Genomic DNA, 22,609 nt, shown 5'->3' with positions numbered 1-22,609 from the left:
GTCATTCCGGGGCGCCTCGAAGAGGCGAACCCGGAATCTCGACGTGATGAATGCGGATCGAGATTCCGGGTTCGATGCTGCGCATCGCCCCCGGAATGACAGTGAATGACTAGCGTTGCGTCAAAAAGCCCACCACGGCGTCTGTGAAGGCGTGCGGCTGCTCAACGTTGGAAATGTGCGCGGCGTCGATGATGGTCATGCTCGCGCCGGGAATCTTAGAGCGGATCAATTCGCCCGCCGAGATCGGCGTCGCCACGTCGTGGCGGCCGGCGATCACCAGCGTCGGGCTCTTGATCTTGGGCAGCAGCTCGCGCTGGTCGAGCGTCGACAGCGCCTCGCAGCAGGCCAGATAACCTTCGACAGGCGAGGCGAGCAGCATCGACTTCATCCTCGCGGTGATGTCAGGCTCGCGCTCGCGAAAATCCTGCGTCAGCCAGCCCGCGATCACGGCATCGGCGACGGCGGCGATGCCACCCTCCTTCACCGCCTTGATGCGGTTATGCCAATTAGTTGGATCGGGATAATAGCAGGACGTATTGGCCAGGATGAGCTTGCCGAAACGCTCCGGCGCGTTGGCGCCCAGCCATTGCCCGACCATGCCGCCCATCGACAGGCCGCACCAATGCACCTTCTCGATGTTGAGATCGTCGAGGATCGCCAGCACATCGCGGCCGAAGCGCTCCATCGAATAAGGGCCGGGCGGCACGCTCGACTTGCCGTGGCCGCGGCGGTCGTAGCGGATGACGCGGAACAGCTGCGTCAGCGCCTTCATCTGCGGCTCCCACATCTGAAGCGTGCAGCCGAGCGAGTTGGACAGCATCAAGGTCGGCCCGCCGTCACGGCCCTCGACGGAGACGTTGAGCAGGCATCCGTCGGCATCGATCATGGGCATGCGGCGTCTCCGTCGTATCTTGCGGTTCTTATTCGCGGTCGAGGCTGTCGAGCAGCCGGTCGATCAGGGCTTGGGAAGCCCCTTGATAGGCCATCGGCTCGAACAATGCCGCTATTTTTTCCGGCGAAAGCTGCGCATTGACCTGCGAATCGGCCGAGAGCACCTCGCGCAGATGCTTCTTTTCGGCGACCGCGCGCTTGCTGGCGGCCTCGACGAGGTGATGCGCCTCGCTCTTGCCGATCTTCTCCGCCAGCGCGAAGGTGACCGCCTCCGCCATGATCAGCCCATGCGTCGCATCAAGATTGCTGCGCATGCGCGCGGCGTCGACATCGAGGCCTTCCGCGATGTCGACGATGGCGGACAGCGCGCCCGAAGTGACCAGCATCAATTGCGGCAGCGTCGGCCATTCCGCATGCCAGGGACCGGCGCTGCGCTCGTGGTCCTGCACCTGAGCCGCGAAGATCGTCGCGGCAAGCTGCGGGGCCATCGTGGCGGCGCCGAGCGCGCTTGCGGCGGCGACCGGGTTGCGCTTGTGCGGCATGGTCGAGGAGCCGCCGCGGCCTTCGCCGGCCGGCTCGAAGGCTTCGGCGACGTCAGTCTGCATCAGCAGCGCGACATCGCGCGCGATCTTGCCGCAGCTTCCGGCCAGAATGGCGAAGCAGGAAGCGGCCTCCGCGATCCGGTCACGATGGGTGTGCCAGGGCGCTTCCGGCAGCGGCAGGCCGAGCTCCCGCGCGAGGCGTTCCGCCACGGCCAGGCCCTTGTCGCCGAGGGCCGCGAGCGTGCCGGCGGCGCCGCCGAATTGCAGCGCGAGGCCCTCGCGGCGGAGCCGCCTTAGGCGGCAGCGGGCGCGGGCGAGGCTTGAGGCATAGCCGGCGGCCTTGAGGCCGAACGGCATCGGCAGCGCGTGCTGGAGCCAGGTCCGTGCCACCATCGCAGTGTTGCGATGGTGGCGCGCCAGTGCGGCAAAGCCCTTGATGGCGCGGCCGAGGTCGGCGTCCAGCGCATCAATGCCGGCGCGAAGCGTGAGCATGGTGGCGGTATCGATGACATCCTGGCTGGTGGCGCCCCAATGCACGTAGCGCGCGGCGTCCTTGTCGGCCTTGCCGACATTGGCGGTCAGGGTCTTGATCAAGGGAATCGCAAGATTGCCCGAGCGTGTGGCGGCCTCTGCCAGCGCGGCCATGTCGAAGGAATCGGCCTTGCAGGCGGCCTCGATCGGCCCCACGGCGGATGCCGGAATCACATCCGTGGCGGCCTCGGCGCGTGCCAGGGCTGCCTCGAAATCAAGCATGTTCTGCAGCGTCGACCGGTCGTCGCAGACCGCGCGCATGGCAGCGCTCGACAGCATCGGTGCGAGCAGGAGGGAGAGGGATGTGCTCATGTTGCGCGCGACCTAATCATCATGGCCCGGTCATGCCAATCCCCAACCACCCGCACGGGCCTTTTTGCAGTTGCGAATATGCATTGCACTTGACCGAGCGCCGCCCTTTCCTTTGCCGCGTCCCTGCGTTACTTGATCAGCACTATAGTTACGCGATCCGGGAGGCACTCTCATGGCCATGACGATGAACGGCGAAGTCCAGCTTGCGGCGCCGCGCGAGGCCGTTTGGGCCAAGCTCAACGATCCTGAGGTGCTGAAGGCCTGCATCCCCGGCTGCGAGGAGCTCGAGAAGACCGACGATGGCGGCTTTCGTGCAACGGCGAAAATGAAGGTCGGCCCGGTGTCGGCGCGCTTCAAGGGCAAGGTCACGCTGTCCGATCTCGACCCGCCGAACGGCTACAAGATCTCGGGTGAGGGCGAGGGCGGGGTCGCCGGCTTCGCCAAGGGCGGCGCTGCGGTCAGGCTGGCGGAGAAGGACGGCGGCACGCTGCTTTCCTACGACGTCGAGGCGCAGATCGGCGGCAAGTTGGCGCAGCTCGGCCAGCGCCTCATCAACGGCGCCGCCAAGAAGCTTGCCGACGAGTTTTTCGCGAACTTCGCCAAGGCCGTACAGAGCTGAAGGTCATCGCCTTCGGCATGGCGCCTTGCGCCCGGGGCGATGTTGCCCCCGGGCATAATGGCCCATATGATGGGTTGGAATAATTATAAGAACCGCTTCGATGGGACCCGTCGGGGCGCTGATAGAGAGTGCTTATGGCAAAAATCTCCCTCATCGTGAACGGCAATCCAGTCACGGCCAATGTCGATCCCCGCACGCTTCTGGTGCAGTTCCTGCGCGAGAATCTGAAGCTGACGGGCACCCATGTCGGCTGCGATACCTCGCAATGCGGCGCCTGCGTCGTGCATCTCGACGGCAAGGCCGTGAAGTCCTGCACCACGCTTGCGGTGATGGCCGACGGCCACGAGGTCAAGACGATCGAGGGGCTGGCCGCCGACGGGGCGCCGCTGCATCCGATGCAGGAAGCCTTCCGCGAGCATCATGGCCTGCAGTGCGGCTTCTGCACGCCGGGCATGATCATGACCGCGATCGACATCGTGCATCGCAAGGGCCACGAGCTCGACGACCATACGATCCGGGAAGAACTGGAAGGCAATCTCTGCCGCTGCACCGGCTACCAGAACATCGTCGCCTCGATCTCCGCCGGCGCCAAGGCGATGGCGAAATCCGACCTCGCGTAACGCACATCCCGCGATCAGGACATTCAGATGTACGAATTCAAATATCATCGCCCCGGGACCGTTCGGCAGGCCGCGAACCTCCTGGTGAAGAACGAAGACGCCAAGGTGATCGCCGGCGGCCACACGCTGATTCCCGTCATGAAGCAGCGCCTGGCGAGCCCGCCGCATCTGGTCGACCTCTCCCATATCGAGGGGCTCAACACGATCGAGATGAAGGGCCGCTCGCTGGTGATCGGCGCCACCGCCAAGCACGCCGAGGTCGCAGCCTCCGCGATCGTCGGTGAGGCGATCCCGGCGCTGGCCAATCTGGCCAGCCAGATCGGCGATCCGGCCGTGCGCCACAAGGGCACGATCGGCGGCTCGCTCGCCAACAACGATCCGACCGCGGACTATCCGGCCGCGGTGCTCGCGCTGGGCGCGACCATCGTCACCAACAAGCGCCGCCTCAAGGCCGAAGAATATTTCCAGGGCCTGTTCACGACCGCGCTCGAAGCCGACGAGATCATCACCAAGGTGATGTTCCCGCTGCCGAAGAAGGCGGCCTACATCAAGTTTCGCAACCAGGCCTCGCGCTATGCGCTGGTCGGCGTGTTCGTGGCGCGACGTCCGTCGGACGTGCGGGTGGCCGTAACCGGCGCCGGCTCCGAAGGCGTATTCCGCGTCGAGGCGTTCGAGGAAGCCCTCAAGAAGCGCTTCTCGTCCAAGGTGCTCGACGGCATCAACGTGCCGGCGGAAGGCCTCAACAGCGACATCCACGGCAGCGCCGAATACCGCGCGCATCTCATCGGCGTGCTGACACGGCGCGCCGTCGATGCAGCCAACGCCAAGGAATGAGCGGGCGACCGACGGGCCCGATGCCTGCCCCCATGAGGGCGTAACCGAGACTGGCGTTTCATGACTTCAGTGGCCAATACTTCCGGTGCCAGTACTTCAGTTGGAATGCCGGCATCGGTCGATGCGATGCTCGAACTCCTGACCTCGCGCGGCTATCTCGCCGAGCGATCGCTGGCGACGGTGACGTACCTGTCGCTGCGGATGGGGCGGCCGCTGTTCCTGGAAGGCGAAGCCGGCGTCGGCAAGACCGAAATCGCCAAGGTGCTCTCGGCGGCCCTGGGGCGGAAGCTGATCCGACTGCAATGCTACGAAGGCCTCGACGTCTCCTCGGCGGTCTACGAGTGGAACAGCGCGGCGCAGATGATCGCGATCCGGATGGCGGAAGCCGCCGGCGACACCGATCGCGACCAGCTATCGAGTGACATCTTCGCCGACCGCTACATGATCAAGCGGCCGCTGCTCCAGGCACTGGAGCCAGACGTCGCGGGACCGCCGGTGCTGCTGATCGACGAGCTCGACCGCGCCGACGAGGCGTTCGAGGCTTACCTGCTCGAAATCCTCAGCGACTTCCAGGTGACGATCCCCGAGTTCGGCACCGTGAAGGCGCCGCACCCGCCGATCGTCATCATCACCTCTAACCGCACCCGCGAGATCCACGACGCGCTGAAGCGGCGCTGCCTCTATCACTGGGTCGATTATCCCGCCGCCGAGCGCGAGCTCGCGATCGTCAAGTCGCGCGTGCCCGGCATCTCCGCCAAGCTGTCGCAGCAGGTCGTGCGCTTCGTGCAGGCGCTGCGCAACCAGGACTTCTACAAATCGCCGGGCGTTGCCGAGACCATCGACTGGGCCACCGCTTTGTCCGAGCTCGATGCGCGTTCGCTCACGCCCCAGGTGGTCGGCGACACGCTGGGCGCGCTGCTCAAATATCAGGACGACATCACCCGGATGCAGGGAGATGCCTTGCAGAAGGTGCTGAAGGAAGCGACAAGCGAGAATTAGCCCCGCGTTAGATTGAGCTCGTCATTCCGGGGCGCGACGAAGGCGCGAGCCCGGAATGCATCGGGCCGCAGGGATTGCGGGTAAATGGATTCCGGGCTCGCGCCCAAGAGGGCGCGCCCCGGAATGACGGCTGAGAGTGTGGATCCATGGCCATCAACCACCTTGCCCCGGAGCAAACCGAGCAGTTCGCCGACAACATCGTCGGCTTCGCCCGCGCGCTGCGCGCGGCAGGCATGCCGGTGGGGCCGGGCGCCGTCATCGACGCCATGAGCGCGCTGCAGGTGATCGAGATCGGCAACCGCGCCGACGTCTTCACCACGCTGGAGTCGATCTTCGTCAAGCGCCACGAACATGCGCTGATCTTCAGCCAGGCCTTCAACCTGTTCTTCCGCGCCTCCGAGGAGTGGAAGCACATGCTGGATTCGGTGCCGTTGCCGGACGAGGCCAAGAAGAAGCCGAAGGCCGGCTCGCGCCGCGTGCAGGAGGCGATGTCGCAGCCGCGCATGACGGAGACGCCGCAGCACCAGGAGCAGGATCTGCGCCTGTCGGTCTCCGACAAGGAAATCCTTCAGAAGAAGGATTTTGCGCAAATGAGCGCGGCGGAGATCGCCGAGGCGCTGCGCGCCATCGATCGCATGCACCTGCCGCAGGCCCAGCTTTTGACGCGCCGACACCGGTCCGACCCGCGCGGGCTTCGCCTCGACCTCCGCCGCACGCTGCGCGCATCCTTGCGCACCGGCGGCGACATCATCGACATCCATCGCCTGGGACGGATCGAGAAGCCGGCCCCGATCGTGGCGCTGCTCGATATTTCGGGCTCGATGAGCGAGTACACTCGCCTGTTCCTGCATTTCCTGCACGCCATCACCGATGCCCGCAAGCGCGTTTCGGTGTTCCTGTTCGGCACCCGTCTCACCAATGTCAGCCGCGCGCTGCGTCAGCGCGATCCCGACGAGGCGCTGGCGAGCTGCTCGGCTTCGGTCGAGGACTGGGCCGGCGGCACCCGGATCTCGGCCTCGCTGCACAACTTCAACAAATTGTGGGCGCGCCGCGTGCTGAGCCAGGGCGCCATCGTGCTGTTGATCTCCGACGGGCTGGAGCGGGAGGCCGATTCCAAGCTGGCCTTCGAGATGGACCGGCTGCACCGCTCCTGCCGGCGGCTGATCTGGCTCAACCCGCTGCTCCGGTTCGGCGGCTTCGAGGCCAAGGCGCAGGGCATCAAAATGATGCTCCCGCACGTTGACGAATTCCGCCCGGTACATAATTTGAGTTCGATCCAGGAGTTGATCACGACGCTCTCCCGGCCGCTGCCGCCGCATCACCGCAGCCTGATCCGCTCCGCAGCTTGAGAGGCCACCCATGCTCGATCGCGACGAGGATATCCTGAAGGCGGCGGAGGACTGGCAGAAGGCCGGCCGTGGCGTCGCGCTGGCGACGGTCGTCGAGACCTGGGGCTCGGCGCCGCGCCCGGCGGGCTCGAGCCTCGTCATCAACGACGAGGGCACGTTCCTGGGCTCGGTCTCAGGCGGCTGCGTCGAGGGCGCCGTGGTCACCGAGGCCATGGATGTGATCCAGAGCGGCAAGCCCAGGATGCTGGAGTTCGGCGTCGCCGACGAGACCGCCTGGAATGTCGGGTTGTCCTGCGGCGGAACCATCCGCGTCTTCGTCGAGAAGGTCGGCTAGCCGTGAAGCTCGAGATCCTGCACGAACTCAATGCCGAGCGGGCCGCGCGCCGGCCGGCGATCCTGGTGACGGACACCGAAAGCGGCGAGCAGCGCCTGGTGACGGCGAAGGATTTTGCCAAGGATCCGCTGCGCAGCGAGCTGGAGAAGCAGCTTCGCATGGGCAAGAGCGCCAGCGTCGAAGCCGGCGGCAAGAAGCTGTTCCTCAACGTCTACGCGCCGACTGCAAAGCTCGTCATCGTCGGCGCGGTGCACATCAGCCAGGCCCTGGCGCCGCTGGCGCGCTCGCTCGGCTACGACGTCACGGTGGTGGATCCGCGCACGGCCTTTGCCAGCCCCGAGCGCTTCCCCGATATTCCGCTGGTGGCCGAATGGCCTGATACCGCGCTGCCGCCGCTCAATGTCGATGCCTATACCGCTTTCGTCGCGGTGACGCACGATCCCAAGATCGACGATCCCGCGCTGCTGCATGCCTTCGAGCGCGGCTGCTTCTATATCGGTGCGCTCGGCTCGCGGAAGACGCACGCCAAGCGGGCCGACCGGCTGCGGGCGCAGGGCGCGAAGGAAAGCGACATCGCGCGTATCCACGCGCCGATCGGGCTTGCGATCGGGGCGGTCTCTCCGTCCGAGATCGCGGTCGCGATCATGGCGGAGATCACGGCAGTGCTTCGGCTGCCTCCGAAAGAAAAAGAAGAAGCGGCATGAAGTTCGGCCCGGCGAGCCCCAGGGATGCGATCGGCGGAGTAACCGTCCATACCCTGCGCCAGGGCCCGCTGGTGCTGAAGAAGGGCACGACGATCGGCCCCGCCGAGGTCGAGGCGCTGGAGCGCGCCGGCATCAAGGACATCGTCGTGGTGCGCATGGAGGCGGGCGACGTCTCCGAGGACGTCGCGGCCGCCAGCATCGCGCTCGCCGTCGGCGGCGAGGGCATTCATGTCGAGCGCGCCTTCACCGGCCGCGCCAACCTGTTCGCCGCGCGTCCGGGCGTGCTGGTGATCGACCGCGCCGCAGTCGACCGCATCAACAATATCGACGAGGCCATCACCTTTGCGACGCTCTCCGCCTACAAGCCGGTGGTCGAGGGCGAGATGGTCGGCACCGTCAAGATCATCCCGTTCGGCGTCGCCGGAAGCCTGCGCGATGCCGCGGTGAAGGCGGCGGGCAAGGACGTGCTGAAGATCGCGCCTTACGTGATCCAGCGCGTCGGCGTGGTTTCGACCCTGCTGCCGGGCCTGTCCTCCAAGGTGATCGACAAGACGCTGCGGGTCACCGCCGAGCGGCTCGCGCCCGCGGGTGCCAGCATCATCGCCGAGCGCCGAGTCCCGCACGAGGAACGCGAGCTGTCGGCGGCGATCAAGGAATTGCTCGGGCTCGGGGCCGAGCTCGTCATCGTGTTCGGGGCGTCCGCGATCGCCGATCGCCGCGACGTCATCCCCGCGGCCGTCACCGCGATCGGCGGCGCGATCGAGCATTTCGGCATGCCGGTCGATCCCGGCAATCTCCTGCTGATCGCGCGCGCCGGCGGCGTGCCGGTGCTGGGCGCGCCGGGCTGTGCGCGCTCGCCGGTCGAGAACGGGTTCGACTGGGTCTTGATGCGGCTCCTCGCCGGCATCAAGGTGACGCGCGCCGAGCTGATGGGCATGGGCGTCGGCGGCCTGCTGATGGAGATCGTCACGCGCCCGCAGCCGCGCGCAAAACCCGAGATCGAGGGCAATAGCCAGGTCGCGGCGATCGTGCTTGCGGCGGGCCGCTCCACGCGCATGGGCGGACCCAACAAGCTGCTCGCCGAACTCGATGGCAAGAAGCTGGTGCGCCTCGCGACCGAGCAGGCGCTGGCCTCGAAAGCCTCCGAGGTGATCGTCGTCACCGGCCATCAGGCCGAGCTGGTCGAGCAGGCCCTGCAGGGCTTGAAGGTGCGGTTCGTCCGCAATGCGGAATTCGCCGGCGGCATCGCGAGCTCAGTCAAGGCCGGCATCGCCGCCGTGCCGGAGGCCTGCGACGGCGCCGTGGTGTGTCTCGGCGACATGCCGCTGATCGATTCCGGCCTGATCGACCGTCTCATCGACAGTTTCGCGCCCGACCGCGGCAATCTCATCGTCGTGCCCGTCAGCGAAGGCCGCCGCGGCAATCCCGTGCTGTGGTCGCGCCGCTTCTTCAAAGAGCTGATGACGCTCGACGGCGACGTCGGCGCGCGCCATCTGATCGCCAAGCATGCCGAGGCGGTCGCCGAAGTGCCCGTCGAGGGCGAGAGCGCCTTCCTCGACATCGACACGCCACAGGCGCTGGAAGCGGCCCGGCGCGGATGAAGGGTGCCGTAATCGATGGTGTCGTAGGTGGGCAAAGGCGCGCAGCGCCGTGCCCACCATCTCGTCGTTGCGGATCGACAATTCGTGGGCACGCTGCGCTTTGCCCACCCTACGGCACTTTCCAGGCCTGCCGATTTCAACCACCCGTTCACCAAGTGGAAACGACCCGGGCTTAAAGTCGCCTCCACCTGCCTTGGGGGGAGGGGATTTCCATGGCTTCGAACGTCGTCGCGCGCCGTTGCGCGATGTTTTGCTTTGTCTTGTCGGTTGCCGTCACGGGCGCCCGCTATATCAGTGAAGCCCGCGCCGCCGGTGCGTTTGCGGTCGGCAAATGCGGCGCCTATGGCCAGGCCTTCGATTACGGTCACGAGCACGAGGCGCGCGCCGCGGCGCAGAAGCAGTGCAAGGGCGATTGCACCACCGTGACGATGAAGCACGCCTGCGCGGCCATGTCGATCGACCTCGCCAACCCCTGCGGCGCCTACGGCTACGCCGTCAAGCCGAAGATTTCCGCCTCGCTCAACGCCGCCACGCGCGAATGCTACAAATACGGCGGCAAGGAATGCGTGATCCGCGCCTGGGCCTGCGACGCCAAGGGGTGATGAGGGTTGATTTATCTTGCCGTCATTCCGAGGCGATGCGTAGCATCGAGCCCGGAATCCATCGTGCTACGGAGTAGGTGGACGAATGGATTCCGCTCGCGCCAGGTGGCGCGTCCGGAATGACAATCGAGGAATTGCATGCAGTTCGATACCAAGATCGCCGTGGTGATCCGCACCGATCTTCAGGTCTGGCAGAAGCTCAACGTCGCCTCCTTCCTCACCAGCGGCATCGCCGCCGCCTTTCCCGAATGCATCGGCGAAGCCTATGAGGACGCCTCGGGCACGCAATATCATGCGCTGATCGGCCAGCCGATCCTGATCTACGGCGCCGACGGGCCCGCATTGTCGCGCGCGCTGGAGCGTGCGCTCGCGCGCAACGTCAAGGCGGCGGTGTATACCGAGGACATGTTCAGCACTACGCACGATGCCGCCAATCGCGAGGCGGTAAGGGCGGTGGCGCGCAACGATCTCAATCTCGTCGGCATCGCCATGCGGGCCGATCGCAAGGTGGTCGACAAGATCCTCGACGGCCTCAAGTTCCATAGCTGACAGGTCGAGATTCCGCGCAGCGTCATCGTGGTGTCATGATCGGGGCTGCCTTGCGCAAAGTTTGCGCTGTTTGACCCCCGTCAAAAGGGGCGCGGAGCGGCATTGCTAGTCTGCATCACAACCTGCAGAGGAGCCGCAGATGCCGACCATGAAAGCCGCAATCGTCAAGCAATTCGGCAAGCCATTGGTGATCGAGGACGTGCCGGTGCCGCAGCCCGGTCCCGGCGAGGTTCTGGTCAAGGTCAAGGCCTGCGGCGTCTGTCACACCGATCTGCATGCGGCCTCCGGGGACTGGCCCGTGAAGCCGGTTCCGCCCTTCATTCCCGGCCACGAGGCTGCCGGCATCGTCGCCGCGCTCGGGGCCGGCGTGAAAAATCTGAAAGTGGGGGACGCCGTCGGCGTCGCCTGGCTGCACGATGCCTGCATGGCCTGCGAATATTGCGAGACCGGCTGGGAGACCCTGTGCGAGCACCAGCACAACACCGGCTACAGCGTCAACGGCGGCTTCGCCGAATATGTCGTCGCCTCGGCTGCCTTTGCGGCAAAGCTGCCGGCGAGTGTCGATTTCGCCGCCATCGCGCCGATCCTGTGCGCCGGCGTCACCACTTACAAGGGCCTGAAGGAAACGGAGGCCAGGCCCGGCGAGTGGGTGGTGATCTCAGGCGTCGGCGGGCTCGGCCATGTCGCGATCCAGTACGCCAAGGCAATGGGGCTCAAGGTCGCCGCCATCGACATCGCCGAGGACAAGCTCGCGCTGGCGCGCGAGACCGGCGCCGATCTCGCGGTCAATGCGCTCGCGGACGGCGCGGTGGACAAGGTGCTGACGGCGACCGGCGGCGGGGCGCACGGCGTGCTGGTGACGGCGGTCTCGACCGCCGCCTTCGGCCAGGCGCTGAAGATGGTGCGCCGCAAGGGCACCGTCAGTCTCGTCGGTCTGCCGCCGGGCGAATTCCCGACGCCGATCTTCGACGTCGTGCTCAAGCGCATCACGGTGCGCGGCTCGATCGTCGGCACGCGGCGCGACCTCGACGAAGCCGTCGCATTCGCAGTGGACGGCAAGGTCAAGGCCGAGGTGACCAAGGTGCCGCTTGCGCAGATCAACGACGTCTTCGAGCGGATGAAGGCCGGCAAGATCGACGGCCGCATGGTGCTCGACTTCGGCTAACGCGCGGCGAGCAGAGCGTGACCCGGCCAACGAAGATCGTCTTTCTCGGCGCCAGCAGCGCATCCTTCGGGATGAGCATGTTCCGGGACCTGTTCTCGGCCCGCGATCTGTCCGGCTCGACATTGGTGCTGGTCGGACGAAACCTCGACCGGCTCGGTCGGTCGACACGGCTTGCGAAACTGCTGAACGAGAAATCCGGCGCCGGTCTTTCAATCGAGGCGACGACGGATTGGCGCGCGGCGCTCGACGGCGCCGAGTTCATCGTGCATTCCACCGCAATTGATCGGAATCGGCTGTGGCGGCTGGACTTCGAGGTTCCGCGCAAGTTTGGCGTCCGTCATACGCTGGGCGAGAACGGAGGGCCCGGCGGTCTGTTTTTTACGCTGCGCACCTTGCCGGTGGTGTTCGACTTCGTGCGTGAGATGGAGCGCCGCTGCCCGCGCGCGACCTTCATCAACTTTTCCAATCCGGAGAGCCGCATCATCCTGGCGCTCGGGCGGTACAGCAGGATTCGCAGCGTCGGCCTCTGCCACGGAATATTCCTTGCCCGCGAGAATGTCGCCCGAATTTTGGGGATGCGAAAAGACCAGGTGGATGTGTGGGGTGCAGGCCTCAATCATTTCCAGTGCCTGACCGAAATTCGGGATCGCGAGACGGGTGAGGATCTCTATCCGCTTTTGCGCGAGAGGGAGAGGGATTTCGATCCCACCTTCTCACCGCTGACGCGGAAGTTGTTGCATGCCTTCGGCTACTGGCTCGGATGCGGGGATGGTCACGTTGGCGAGTATCTCTCGTTCGGTTGGGAGGCTGGCGAGGGTGGCTACAATTACGACTGGGACGAGAGCGAACGCGAGAAACTGACACGGCTGATCGACGACGTGCTTGCCGGTCGTGCCGGCGCGCCGGACTGGTGGTCCGTGCCGTCGGGGGAGCGCGCCATCAGCATCATCGCCGGCATCGTTCATAACCGGAAGCAACTCATCGAATCCGCCGTCGTCCACAATCGACAGGTGATCCCTAATCTGCCGGCCGATGCCGCGGTCGAGGTGCCGGTGGTGGCAGATATCGCAGGCATCCACCCGGTCTCGCTCGGGCCGTTGCCCGACGCCGTAGCCAAGCTGATGACGGTCCAGGTTCAGGTTCAGCAGATGGCTGTGGAAGCGGCGATGCATGCCTCGAAGGAGATGGCGCTGCAGGCGTTGCTGCTTGACCCCGTCATCCAATCCGAGGAGGCGGCGCGGGGCCTGCTTGATGAGCTGTGGGAGATCAACCGGCCTTATATCCGGACGTGCATTTGAGCCGCCGACCAGTCTCGGCGCGCCCAATCTCACGCCGGCGGCATGCCGGCAAATTTCGCCAGGTCGGAGTCAAGACAATCCCAGCCGTGACCGCGCGCGGCGAAAGTGACCACCTGCGGCTTGTAGCGGGCGGGCTCGTCGAGGCTTCCGGCGCGGATCGTGAAGACATCGGGCTGTGCCGCGAAGGTCATATGGACGGCCACGCCGCATCGTGGGCAGAAGCCGCGCGTCTTCACATTGCCGTTGTCGGCGACCATGTCCCAATGCCTGGCTTCGCCGGTGAGCGTGACGCCGGCCCGCGCGAACGTCGCGTAGGAGCCATGGCCGCTGCCGCTTTCCCGCTGACAGTCCCGGCACTGACAATGATTGCTGAACAGGGGCTCACCCGGAATCGAATAGCGGATCGCGCCGCAGGCGCAGCCGCCGGTGTAGGGCTTGTCCATGATGATGCGTCCTTACTTGTCTTCGCCGGAGATGGCGTCGAGCCGCTGCAGTACCTTGACCCAGCCGTCGCTCATGTTGCGATAAGCGGTATCGTTTTTCGGCGTCACGAAGCCCGAATGCACCACACGCACGCGCGTGCCTGCCTCGACCGGTGTGAGCGACCAGGTGACGACGGTGTCGAGCGCCGAGCCGTAACCGGTATTGCTCTCGTCGCCGCCCTTCCAGGCGTAGGCCAGGCGCTGGTTCGGCACGACCTCCAGAACGCGGCAATCGATCGTGCCGTCCCACGCACCGGCCGGATTGGTCTTGAAGGTGAAGGTGTTGCCCACGACGGCCTCGAAACCTGTCGGCGGCATCAGCCAGCGCGCAATCAACTGGGCGCTGGTCAGCGCCTTCCAGATCGTCGCGGCGGCGTGCGGGAAGACCTCGTCGATGACGATGTCTTGAGTCTGGACTTTGGAAGCAACTGCACTCACGGGTCGATCTCCTTCAAGAGGTCACGCAGGTTCTGGAAACGCTCGCGCCAGAACACGCCGTAATGGTCCATCCAGGTGACCAGGGGCTCGAGCCCCTGCGGCGCGGCGCGGTAATAGACGTTGCGGCCCTCGGCCCGCTCGGCGACGAGACCCGCCTGCTTCAACGACTTCAGGTGCTGCGAGATCGCGCCCTGGGTCACGCCGCTGCCCCGCGTCAACTCGGCGACGCTGATCTCCTTGCTCTCGAACACGCGCTCGAACACGGCCCGCCGCGTCGGATCGGCGAGGGCACGCATCACGGTGGTGACGGGGTTTGGGGCAGCTTCGATCATGGGATTAAATTAGTATGCACTAATTCATTAGTCAATACTAATTCATTGATCCCTGGCTTCGAGCAGCTCCTGGCTTAGCTGACCATGACTGACTAGTCAGTCATAAATCATCGCATGATGAAGAAGTCGCCCAAGTCCGCCAAACCGTCTCCTGCAGGTGGAGACCACCCGTCCGCGACCCGCGGAGAGCTGCCCGCCTCGAACCGCGCCACGCGCGCGGCCGAGCGGCGCGCCGCGATCGTCGAGGCGGCGATGGAGGAATTCATCGCCCGCGGCTTTGCCGCGACGCGGCTCGACGACATCGCCAAGCGCGCCGGTGTCGCCAAGGGCACGATCTATCTGCACTTCAAGGACAAGGAATCGATGTTCGAGGAGCTGGTGCGCGTCGTGATCGTGCCGGTCGTGGAGCGGCTGACTGCGCTGCCGCCGCCGACGGGCTCGGTGCGCGATCTCATCGAGGCCTTTGCCGGCAACTTTCTGAAAGAGGTCATCGGCACCAGGCGCGGCGATCTGGTGCGGCTGATCGTGGCGGAGGGGCCGCGCTTTCCGGCGGTCGCCGACTTCTACTACCGCGAGGTCGTCTCGCGCGGCATCGCCGCCATGCGCGGGCTGATCGAGCTCGGCATCGCCCGCGGCGAGATCCGCCAGCAGGATCTCGCGCGCTATCCGCAGATCCTGGTCGCGCCGGCGATGATCGCGGTGATCTGGCAGAGCCTGTTTGCGCGGCATGCGCCGCTGGACGCGCAGGACATGCTGCGCGTCCATCTCGATTTGATCTTTGGCGAACGGAGGACGACATGAGGTCGTCGCACGCACTTTTCAGTATTGCATTGGCTATTGTGCTCGCAACCGCGCTCGCCGGGTGCAACGAGAAGCGCGATCCCGGCTTCCAGGGTTGGGTCGAGGCCGACATGATCTTCGTCAGTCCGGACGAAGCGGGGCGGGTGACCAAGCTCGATGTCCGCGAGGGCGACGAGGTCAAGGTCGGCGACGCCCTCTATTCCGTCGACGACGATCTCCAGCGCGCCGATCTCAACCAGCAAAAGGCGACGCTGGCGAACGCGCAGCAGACCTATGATCGCGCGGCCTCGCTGAGCAAGACCGGGTCGGGCACGCAGGCCAATCTCGACTCCGCCGTGTCCGCATTGCGTGTCGCGGAAGCGCGGGTGGCGACGTCGGAAACGCGGATGGCGCGGCGCAAGGGCTTTGCGCCCGTTGCCGGCACCATCCAGCAGATCTATTTCCGCGAGGGGGAGATGGTGGCGGCGCAGCGGCCGGTGCTGTCGATCATGCCGCCCGGCAACATGAAGCTGCGCTTCTTCGTGCCGGAGACGGCGCTGCCGAAGCTTGCGATCGGCGATACGGTGCGCGTCTCCTGCGACAATTGCGCGGCCGATCTCACCGCAAAGATCTATTTCATCGCGACCTCGGCCGAATACACCCCGCCTGTCATCTACAGCCTCGATGAGCGCAGCAAGCTGGTCTATCTGATCCAGGCGCGGCCCTCGCGCCCCGACGCGCTGCGGGTCGGCCAGCCGATCGACGTCTATCTCAACCCCAGGACTCCGGTGGCGGACAAGCGATGAACGGTGGCAACGGCATCGCGATCGACGTCAAGGGCCTGAGCAAATCGTTTGGCGGCCGCGAGGTCGTGCACGATCTGTCGATGCAGGTGAGGCGCGGCTCGATCTACGGATTCCTCGGGCCGAACGGCTCGGGCAAGACCACGACCATCCGCATCCTCTGCGGGCTGCTCACGCCCGACAGCGGCGAGGGCACCTGCCTCGGCTACGATATCCGCCGCGATTCCGAGAAGATCAAGCGCCAGGTCGGCTACATGACCCAGCGCTTCAGCCTGTACCAGGATCTCTCGGTGCGCGAGAACCTGGAATTCGTCGCGCGGCTCTATGGCCTGGCTGACCCGTGCGGCGCCGCACGCAACATGGTCAAGCGGCTCGGGCTCTCGGGGCGCGAGGGGCAGCTTGCGGGCGAGCTCTCCGGCGGCTGGAAACAGCGGCTGGCGCTCGGAGCCTGCACGCTGCCCAATCCACAATTATTGCTGCTCGACGAGCCCACCGCCGGCGTTGACCCCAAGGCGCGGCGCGATTTCTGGAACGAGATCCATGCACTCGCTGCCGAGGGCCTCACCGTGCTGGTCTCGACCCATTACATGGACGAGGCCGAGCGCTGCCATGAGATCGCCTACATCGCCTACGGCCACCTGCTGGCGCGCGGGACCGTGGACGAGGTGATCGCGAAGTCCGCGCTGACGACCTACACCGTCACCGGCGAGCTCGGTGGCCTCGCGGCCGAGCTCGAGGGCAAGCCCGGGGTGGACATGGTGGCGCCGTTCGGCACCTCGCTGCACGTGTCCGGCCGCGACGTTACTGCGCTCGAGGCCAGCGTCGCGCCGTGGCGCGAGAAGAGTGGCCTGCACTGGCAGAAATCGCATCCATCGCTGGAAGATGTCTTCATCGAACTGATGAACCGCTCAAGGGACAATTTCCAATGAGCACCGTCCAGGCAACCGGGCCCGAACCGGACATCCGCGACCGCTTCGGCTTCTGGCGCCGCACCTATGCCATGATGGCGAAGGAGTTCATTCAGCTTCGGCGGGATCGCGTCTCGTTCGCGATGATCGTGGCGATCCCGGTGATGCAGCTTCTGTTGTTCGGCTATGCCATCAACACCACGCCGCACCACCTGCCGAGCGCGGTGCTCATTCAGGAGGAATCCGATCTCGCCCGCTCGGTCCTGAAAGCGCTGGAGAATACCGCCTATTTCCGTTTCGTCTACGAAGTGCACGACGTGGACGATTTCGACAATTTGCTGAAGTCCGGCAAGGTGCTGTTCGGCGTCGAAATCCCGCGCGGCTTCGAACGAGCGGTGCGGCGCGGCGACAAGCCGGCGCTGCTGGTCGCCGCCGACGCCACCGACCCGGTCGCCGCAAGCTCCGCACTCGGCTCGCTCGGGATGCTCGTGCAGACCGCTCTCCGGCACGATCTCCATATCGGCGATGCGCCGGCGCTGCCGTTCGAGATCCGGGCGCATGCACGCTACAATCCGGCTGCGGAATCGCGGCTCAACATCGTGCCGGGACTGGTCGGCACCATCCTTACCATGACCATGCTGATCTTCACGGCGCTGTCGGTGACGCGCGAGATTGAACGCGGCACCATGGAAAGCCTGCTGTCGATGCCGATCAAGCCGGTCGAGGTCATGCTCGGCAAGATCATTCCCTACATCCTGGTCGGCTTCATTCAAGCCTTCCTGATCGTCAATATCGGAGTGTTCCTGTTCGGTGTGCCGGTGCTCGGCAATCTACTCCTGCTGGCGGCACTCTCGACCCTCTTCATCGCCGCAAATCTCGCGATTGGCTATACGTTCTCCACCATCGCGCAGAATCAGCTGCAGGCGATACAGATGTCGTTCATGTTCTTTCTGCCGAGCATATTGCTGTCCGGCTTCATGTTCCCGTTCGCGGGCATGCCGGCCTGGGCGCGATATCTCGGCGAATGCCTGCCGCTCACCCATTATCTGCGCATCGTCCGCGCCATCATGCTGAAGGGCGCGACCATGCAGAATCTGCATTTCGACACGCTGGCGCTGGCGGCCTTGATGCTGCTCGCCATGACCATCGCCGTGACGCGCTTCCGCCGCACGCTGGATTGAGGCAGACTGTCTCGACGTCATTCCGGGGCGATGCGCTGGCATCGAACTATGGTACGCAATTGCGCACCTGAGAATCTCGAGATTCCGGGTTCGGGGCTTCGCCGCGCGCCGGAATGACAAGGGGGTGGAATGGTCAGGTTTGCAAGCAGGAGGACACGGCACCACGCCGTGCTATCGGAGGATTTCGAGCGCGAGCTGACGCGGGAGGTGCTGCGCACCGAGCTGCTGCGGGTGCGGGCGCTGATCGCGACGGGCTGCGTCATGCTGCTGCTGCTCACCGCGATCTATCTGATCGACCCCGGCGTGGTGAACCGGGTCTGGCGTGGAACGAAAGGCATCTTCGAGGTCTACGGTCTGCTGGCCGGCTTCATCCTGTTCGAGGTTTGGGTTCATACCCAGATCAGGAAGAACCTCCGGCTCGATCGCGACCTGCCGGTGGTCAGGCGTTATATCGGCACGCTGATCGAGACCTCGCTGCCCACGGTGATCCTGGTCCTGCAGACCAGGACCATGGGCGCAAGCCAGGCGATCGGCTTCGCCGTGCCGCTGATGTACTTCATCTTCGTCATCCTCTCGACCCTGCGGCTCGACTTCTGGCTCTCGGCGTTCACGGGTTTCGTCGCCGCGGCCGGGCTTTTCTCCGTCGCGCTGCTCTACAACGCGGCCGACGAGACCGGCGAACCGCTGATCTATTTCCACGCCGTGCGCAGCATCGTCATCCTGATCTGCGGCGTGCTGGCGGGCGCCGTCGGCGCCCAGCTGCGCCGCCAGTTCGCCGCCAGCATTGCGGCGGCGACCGCGCGCGACCGGGTGACGAACCTGTTCGGCCAGCACGTCTCTCCGCAGGTGGTGGAGAGGCTGATGGCGGCGGGCACCGGCGGGGGCGGCGACGTCCGCCGCGTTGCGGTGATGTTCGTCGATTTCCGCGGCTTCACCGCCGGCGCGCAATCGCGCAGCCCGCAGGAGGTGGTCGACCGGCTGGACGGCGCCTTTGCGGTGCTGGTCGACATCCTCGACCGTCACGGTGGCATCGTGAACAAGTTCCTCGGCGACGGCTTCCTCGCTTTGTTCGGCGCACCGCTGGAGGCCTCCGACGCCGCGCAGCGGGCGGTTGCCGCCGGCCGCGAGATGCTGCAAGCGATGGCTCTCATCAACGCGCAGACCAGCTGGCCGCTGCGCATCGGCATCGGCATTCATTTCGGCGAGGTCGTCGCCGGCAATATCGGCTCGCCCCGCCGCAAGGAGTATACAGTCATCGGCGACACCGTGAACTTCGCCTCGCGGCTGGAGGCGCTCAACAAGGAGTTCGGCTCGCAGCTGTTGATCTCCGCGACCGTGCGCGAGGCGGTGGGCGAGGCCGGCAGCGATGCCGTCGCGCTCGGCGAGGTCGAGGTGCGCGGCTACGCGCAGAAGGTGCCGGTGTTTCAGCTGGGCTAGCGCTGCTTCTGACTGACGTCCGACGCATCGTTGCGATTGCTCCGATTGCACCGAATTTTGGGGCATGACGAGCGATATCGCCGGCTTGTAGACTGCCGGCGATGCGGCCGGTTATTGGCCGCGACTTGCATGGGGAAGTGCACGATGCAGCGCCGCTACATCACCGTCGACGTGTTCACCGACCGCGCCTTCGGCGGCAACCAGCTTGCCGTGGTGCTCGATGCCGGCGGGCTGACGACGGCGCAGATGCAGGCGATTGCCACTGAGTTCAACTATTCCGAGACCACCTTCGTGCTGCCGCCGCGCGACAAGGCCAATGATGCGCAGGTGCGCATCTTCACGCCGGTGCAGGAGATTGCCTTTGCGGGCCATCCCAATGTCGGCACCGCCTTCGTGCTCGCCTCGATGGCGAAGGAGCCGAAGCCGCGCCTGCTGTTCGAGGAGAAGGCCGGGCTCGTGCCCGTCGACGTCGTGAGAGAGCAGGGCCGGGTGACCAGAACCGAGCTGACCGCGCCGCAGCCGCTGGAGCGGCTTTCACGGCTGTCGGCTGCCGAGGCCGCGAGCTGCATCTCGCTCGGCGCGGACGACATCAAGACAGACAATCACGAGCCCCAGATCGTCACCGTCGGAAACGCGTTTCTGGTGATGGAGCTGCATTCGCGCGAGGCGCTGAAGCGCGCGCGGTCCGATGCGGCAGCCTACGGCAAGCTGTTGCCGCGCGATGGGGCCCGCTCGGTCTGGTTCTATACGCGCGACGTGCCCGCGGCGGAGGCGCCCTGCGATCGTCAGGCGCGGATGTTCATGCGCGGCGCCAGCGGCCTCGTCGAAGACCCCGCCACCGGCAGCGCGACCGTCGCCGCCGCCGCGCTGTTCGCCGATCTCGATCCCGTGCGCGACGGCGAGCTCAAGCTCACCGTCGGCCAGGGTTTCGACATGGGCCGGCCGAGCCTGCTGCTGACGCGCGTGCGCAAGCAGGGCGGCAAGATCGTCTCCGCCCATGTCGGCGGACAATCCGTGCAGATGATGGAAGGAACGTTCAGGCTCACGGGGGAGGGGTAGGTCGTCGTCATTCGGGGGCAGCGCGAAGCGCTGAGCCCGGAATCCATCGGGCGGCAGAGCGGGTGGAGAAATGGATTCCGGGCTCGCGCTGCGCGCGCCCCGGAATGACGGGTGTGGTTACACCTGCCGTCCCGCCAGATTCTTCACCGTCACCCCATCGCGTTCCTCGATGATCTCCGCGATCATCTGGCGGTGGCAATGGGTATGGTCGCGCTCGTAGCATAGCAGGCAGACCGGGCCCGCCTTCTTCACCAGCGCTGAGAGCTCGTCCATCGCTTCCCTGGCTTCGGGCGCCTTCAGGTGCTTTGAGAAGATCTTCTCGAGCACGTCGTACTGTCCGCTGCGGGCGGCGAGGCGGCCTTCCCTGGGCGTGCCGAGCGCGGCGAGGTGGACATAGGCGATGCCGCGTTCGTCCAGCCCCGCCGCAAGCTGCTTCTTGGAAAAGCCCGGACGGCGCGACGACGTCACCGCGCGCACGTCGACCACAAGCTTGACGCCGGCCTCTTCCAGCTCGTCCAGCACCGCCTTGGGCGGCGTCTGCTCATAGCCGATGGTGAACAGCTTTTTCGCCTTTGCCATGGATCCCTCAGCTCACCCGCGCGATCAATTCCATGGCGCCGGCCGGTGCGCGCACCTTGCCCTCGTGGATGACGTAGGCGAACACGTCGCGCGGTTCCTTCTTCGGCTTGGCTTTGTCGACTTTCGGCAGGTCGTCCGGTTCGCCGCCCGACGCCCAGGCTTGCAAGCGTTCGGCCCAGGCATCGAGCTGCTTCGGCGGGTAGCAGGTCTTGATCTCGTCATCGCCTTTCTGAAGCCGGGCATAGACGAAATCGCCAGCAACGTCGGCGATGGCGGGATATTTGCCGTGCTCGGCGAACACGACGGGCGTCTCGAACTCGCGGATCAGCGCCACGAAATCCGGCGTGCAGAAACTGTCGTGGCGAACCTCGACGACGTGGCGCAGCGCGCGCCCCTCGAGCTTGCGCGGCAGCAGCTCCAGGAACTTGCCGAAATCGGCGCCGTCGAATTTCTTGGTCGGCGCGAACTGCCACAGCACCGGCCCGAGATGGTCGCCGAGTTCCAGCACGCCGGAATCGTAGAACCGCTTGATGGAATCGCCCGCTTCCGCCAGCACGCGGCGATTGGTGGCAAAGCGCGGACCCTTCACCGAGAACACGAAACCCTCGGGCACCTCGCTCGCCCATTTGCGAAAGCTCTCCGGCTTCTGCGAGCCGTAATAGGTGCCGTTGATCTCGATCGAGGTCAGCTTCGAGGCGGCATAAGACAGCTCCTTCGCCTGCGCCAGCTTCTCCGGATAGAACACGCCGCGCCACGGCTCGAAGGTCCAGCCGCCGATGCCGATGAAGATGTTGCCGGATTTTTTTGACGCGGTTTTTGCTTTGGCCACGGAGGATCTCGCACCGACGGGGAGGGAAGACGTCATCCTAGTCAAACGAGATGTGATTGGCCAGTTCTCGCCGCCGGTCTAAGCTCGACAGTGCGATCTGCGAACAAGGAGAACAAGATGCGGATGCCAATGCTGGGAGCGGCGCTCATCATGATGACATCTGCCGCCATGATGTCCCCGGTCATGGCGGATGACGATGATGCCAAGGGCGCGCAGAAACTCGCCCAGCAGGGCCGCGACGCTTACTGGCATTGCCTGGCGCGGGAATACTCGCGCGACAGCAATCAAGGCATGACGGAGCAGGATTTTGGCCGCTCGGTCGCGGGCGCCTGTCGGTCGGAGCGGCAATATTACCGGGTGGCGCTGCTCGACTATCTCACCACGCAATATCCTGACATCGATGCCGGCGCCCATCTCGCGACCGCGAACAGGGCGGTGGAATCCGCGCAGAAGGACATCGTGACGGCCTTCGTCAAGCACAGGCCACCGGCGAAGTAGGGCCGTGGCCCTTCCGGCTCCGCACGCATCCGTGATATCACAGGCCGCATCTGGAACAGGGATGGGTGTCCATGGCGTCTGAATCGTTGGGGGGCATTTTGGGCGCGATCGTTGCCGCTATCGTGCTTGCGGTCGCCGTCGTGTTCGGACCGATCGGCCAGTACGGCAAGCCGCCCAAACCGGCGAAAGCCGAGCCGGCCCCGATCGCGGCACCCGCAGCTCCCGCCGCGCCCGCTCCGCGCGGCCCGATCATCCGGGAAGTGCCGAACCAATAAGGCGCAAAATTCCAGTTTCCGGCCCCTTGCGGAGCGGCCTTGTCGTTCCTATCTTGTC

At 65.6% G+C, this 22,609-nt stretch carries 27 protein-coding genes; 20 read left to right on the top strand and 7 right to left on the bottom strand.

Annotated features, from left to right (window positions below):
• Positions 1-109 precede the first annotated feature (109 nt).
• Together pcaD and WI560_RS20865 are read right to left on the bottom strand one after the other, a co-directional pair.
• Positions 110-892 (bottom strand): 3-oxoadipate enol-lactonase, encoded by a 783-nt coding sequence (gene pcaD, locus WI560_RS20870; RefSeq protein WP_375304668.1) that lies wholly within the window; start codon positions 890-892, stop codon positions 110-112.
• A gap of 28 nt (positions 893-920) precedes the next feature.
• Entirely contained in the window at positions 921-2,276 is a 1,356-nt protein-coding gene (locus tag WI560_RS20865) for a 3-carboxy-cis,cis-muconate cycloisomerase (RefSeq protein ID WP_375304667.1), read from the bottom strand.
• Between the two features lie 172 nt (positions 2,277-2,448).
• Between WI560_RS20865 and WI560_RS20860 the strand changes: the two genes are divergently transcribed.
• From WI560_RS20860 to WI560_RS20805, 12 genes are all read left to right on the top strand, one after another.
• Positions 2,449-2,895 (top strand): carbon monoxide dehydrogenase subunit G, encoded by a 447-nt coding sequence (locus tag WI560_RS20860; RefSeq protein WP_028137320.1) that lies wholly within the window; start codon positions 2,449-2,451, stop codon positions 2,893-2,895.
• Between the two features lie 134 nt (positions 2,896-3,029).
• Entirely contained in the window at positions 3,030-3,515 is a 486-nt protein-coding gene (locus tag WI560_RS20855) for a (2Fe-2S)-binding protein (RefSeq protein ID WP_028137319.1), read from the top strand.
• A gap of 27 nt (positions 3,516-3,542) precedes the next feature.
• Complete coding sequence (locus WI560_RS20850) at positions 3,543-4,349, top strand: xanthine dehydrogenase family protein subunit M (RefSeq protein ID WP_257175371.1); 807 nt, start codon at positions 3,543-3,545, stop codon at positions 4,347-4,349.
• A 60-nt stretch (positions 4,350-4,409) separates the two neighbouring features.
• On the top strand, positions 4,410-5,348 hold the full coding sequence (locus WI560_RS20845) for a MoxR family ATPase (protein WP_257175370.1): 939 nt from the start codon (positions 4,410-4,412) through the stop codon (positions 5,346-5,348).
• A gap of 146 nt (positions 5,349-5,494) precedes the next feature.
• On the top strand, positions 5,495-6,697 hold the full coding sequence (locus tag WI560_RS20840; RefSeq protein ID WP_257175369.1) for a VWA domain-containing protein: 1,203 nt from the start codon (positions 5,495-5,497) through the stop codon (positions 6,695-6,697).
• 10 nt (positions 6,698-6,707) lie between these two features.
• On the top strand, positions 6,708-7,031 hold the full coding sequence (locus WI560_RS20835) for an XdhC family protein (protein WP_007602422.1): 324 nt from the start codon (positions 6,708-6,710) through the stop codon (positions 7,029-7,031).
• Positions 7,032-7,033: 2 nt separating this feature from the next.
• Positions 7,034-7,735 (top strand): XdhC family protein, encoded by a 702-nt coding sequence (locus WI560_RS20830; protein ID WP_375304666.1) that lies wholly within the window; start codon positions 7,034-7,036, stop codon positions 7,733-7,735.
• Positions 7,732-9,336, top strand: coding sequence for an NTP transferase domain-containing protein (locus WI560_RS20825; RefSeq protein WP_375304665.1), 1,605 nt, complete (start codon positions 7,732-7,734; stop codon positions 9,334-9,336). The genes WI560_RS20830 and WI560_RS20825 overlap by 4 nt, the downstream gene beginning before the upstream one ends.
• A 212-nt stretch (positions 9,337-9,548) precedes the next feature.
• Positions 9,549-9,938 (top strand): DUF4189 domain-containing protein, encoded by a 390-nt coding sequence (locus WI560_RS20820; RefSeq protein ID WP_375159689.1) that lies wholly within the window; start codon positions 9,549-9,551, stop codon positions 9,936-9,938.
• Positions 9,939-10,076: 138 nt separating this feature from the next.
• Entirely contained in the window at positions 10,077-10,487 is a 411-nt protein-coding gene (locus WI560_RS20815; protein ID WP_375304664.1) for a DUF2000 family protein, read from the top strand.
• 139 nt (positions 10,488-10,626) lie between these two features.
• On the top strand, positions 10,627-11,652 hold the full coding sequence (gene adhP / locus WI560_RS20810; RefSeq protein ID WP_375304663.1) for an alcohol dehydrogenase AdhP: 1,026 nt from the start codon (positions 10,627-10,629) through the stop codon (positions 11,650-11,652).
• 17 nt (positions 11,653-11,669) lie between these two features.
• The gene (locus WI560_RS20805) at positions 11,670-12,950 is read left to right on the top strand and encodes an alpha-glucosidase/alpha-galactosidase (RefSeq protein WP_375304662.1); all 1,281 of its coding nucleotides are present in this window, start codon (positions 11,670-11,672) and stop codon (positions 12,948-12,950) included.
• 29 nt (positions 12,951-12,979) lie between these two features.
• On the opposite strand, the gene WI560_RS20800 is transcribed toward WI560_RS20805, so the two are convergent.
• From WI560_RS20800 to WI560_RS20790, 3 genes are read right to left on the bottom strand one after another with little or no spacing between them, the layout of a single operon-like run.
• Positions 12,980-13,393, bottom strand: a complete 414-nt coding sequence (locus WI560_RS20800) for a GFA family protein (protein ID WP_375304661.1) — start codon at positions 13,391-13,393, stop codon at positions 12,980-12,982.
• Between the two features lie 12 nt (positions 13,394-13,405).
• Complete coding sequence (locus tag WI560_RS20795; protein WP_375304660.1) at positions 13,406-13,870, bottom strand: SRPBCC domain-containing protein; 465 nt, start codon at positions 13,868-13,870, stop codon at positions 13,406-13,408.
• Positions 13,867-14,202, bottom strand: a complete 336-nt coding sequence (locus WI560_RS20790) for a helix-turn-helix transcriptional regulator (RefSeq protein WP_011088398.1) — start codon at positions 14,200-14,202, stop codon at positions 13,867-13,869. The genes WI560_RS20795 and WI560_RS20790 overlap by 4 nt, the downstream gene beginning before the upstream one ends.
• 114 nt (positions 14,203-14,316) lie before the next feature.
• On the opposite strand from WI560_RS20790, the gene WI560_RS20785 reads away from it, so the two are divergent.
• The 6 genes from WI560_RS20785 to WI560_RS20760 all read left to right on the top strand — a co-directional run bounded on the left by WI560_RS20785 (position 14,317) and on the right by WI560_RS20760 (position 20,370).
• Positions 14,317-15,003, top strand: a complete 687-nt coding sequence (locus WI560_RS20785) for a TetR/AcrR family transcriptional regulator (protein WP_375304659.1) — start codon at positions 14,317-14,319, stop codon at positions 15,001-15,003.
• A complete protein-coding gene (locus WI560_RS20780; protein WP_257196106.1) occupies positions 15,000-15,788 on the top strand; it encodes an HlyD family secretion protein in 789 nt (262 codons plus the stop codon). Before WI560_RS20785 ends, WI560_RS20780 begins: the two co-directional genes overlap by 4 nt.
• On the top strand, positions 15,785-16,714 hold the full coding sequence (locus WI560_RS20775) for an ABC transporter ATP-binding protein (RefSeq protein ID WP_375304658.1): 930 nt from the start codon (positions 15,785-15,787) through the stop codon (positions 16,712-16,714). Before WI560_RS20780 ends, WI560_RS20775 begins: the two co-directional genes overlap by 4 nt.
• Positions 16,711-17,874, top strand: coding sequence for an ABC transporter permease (locus WI560_RS20770; protein WP_375304657.1), 1,164 nt, complete (start codon positions 16,711-16,713; stop codon positions 17,872-17,874). Before WI560_RS20775 ends, WI560_RS20770 begins: the two co-directional genes overlap by 4 nt.
• A gap of 129 nt (positions 17,875-18,003) precedes the next feature.
• Entirely contained in the window at positions 18,004-19,311 is a 1,308-nt protein-coding gene (locus WI560_RS20765) for an adenylate/guanylate cyclase domain-containing protein (protein WP_375304656.1), read from the top strand.
• A gap of 144 nt (positions 19,312-19,455) precedes the next feature.
• Positions 19,456-20,370: a PhzF family phenazine biosynthesis protein gene (locus tag WI560_RS20760; protein WP_375304655.1), complete on the top strand. Its 915-nt coding sequence runs from the start codon at positions 19,456-19,458 to the stop codon at positions 20,368-20,370.
• 117 nt (positions 20,371-20,487) lie between these two features.
• Here WI560_RS20760 and WI560_RS20755 read toward each other — a convergent pair whose 3' ends face one another.
• Positions 20,488-20,949, bottom strand: coding sequence for a DUF488 family protein (locus WI560_RS20755; protein WP_375159699.1), 462 nt, complete (start codon positions 20,947-20,949; stop codon positions 20,488-20,490).
• Positions 20,950-20,956: 7 nt separating this feature from the next.
• Positions 20,957-21,778, bottom strand: coding sequence for a DUF72 domain-containing protein (locus tag WI560_RS20750; protein ID WP_375304654.1), 822 nt, complete (start codon positions 21,776-21,778; stop codon positions 20,957-20,959).
• Between the two features lie 117 nt (positions 21,779-21,895).
• Here WI560_RS20750 and WI560_RS20745 point away from each other — a divergent pair, with 117 nt between their 5' ends.
• Positions 21,896-22,276, top strand: coding sequence for a hypothetical protein (locus WI560_RS20745; RefSeq protein WP_375304653.1), 381 nt, complete (start codon positions 21,896-21,898; stop codon positions 22,274-22,276).
• A gap of 71 nt (positions 22,277-22,347) precedes the next feature.
• Positions 22,348-22,551 (top strand): hypothetical protein, encoded by a 204-nt coding sequence (locus WI560_RS20740; RefSeq protein ID WP_257196098.1) that lies wholly within the window; start codon positions 22,348-22,350, stop codon positions 22,549-22,551.
• Positions 22,552-22,609 lie beyond the last annotated feature (58 nt).

This window comes from Bradyrhizobium sp. A11 (assembly GCF_042077125.1).
GTDB classification, from domain to species: Bacteria; Pseudomonadota; Alphaproteobacteria; order Rhizobiales; family Xanthobacteraceae; genus Bradyrhizobium; species Bradyrhizobium japonicum_B.
This window is presented reverse-complemented; position numbering and strand designations above follow the sequence as displayed.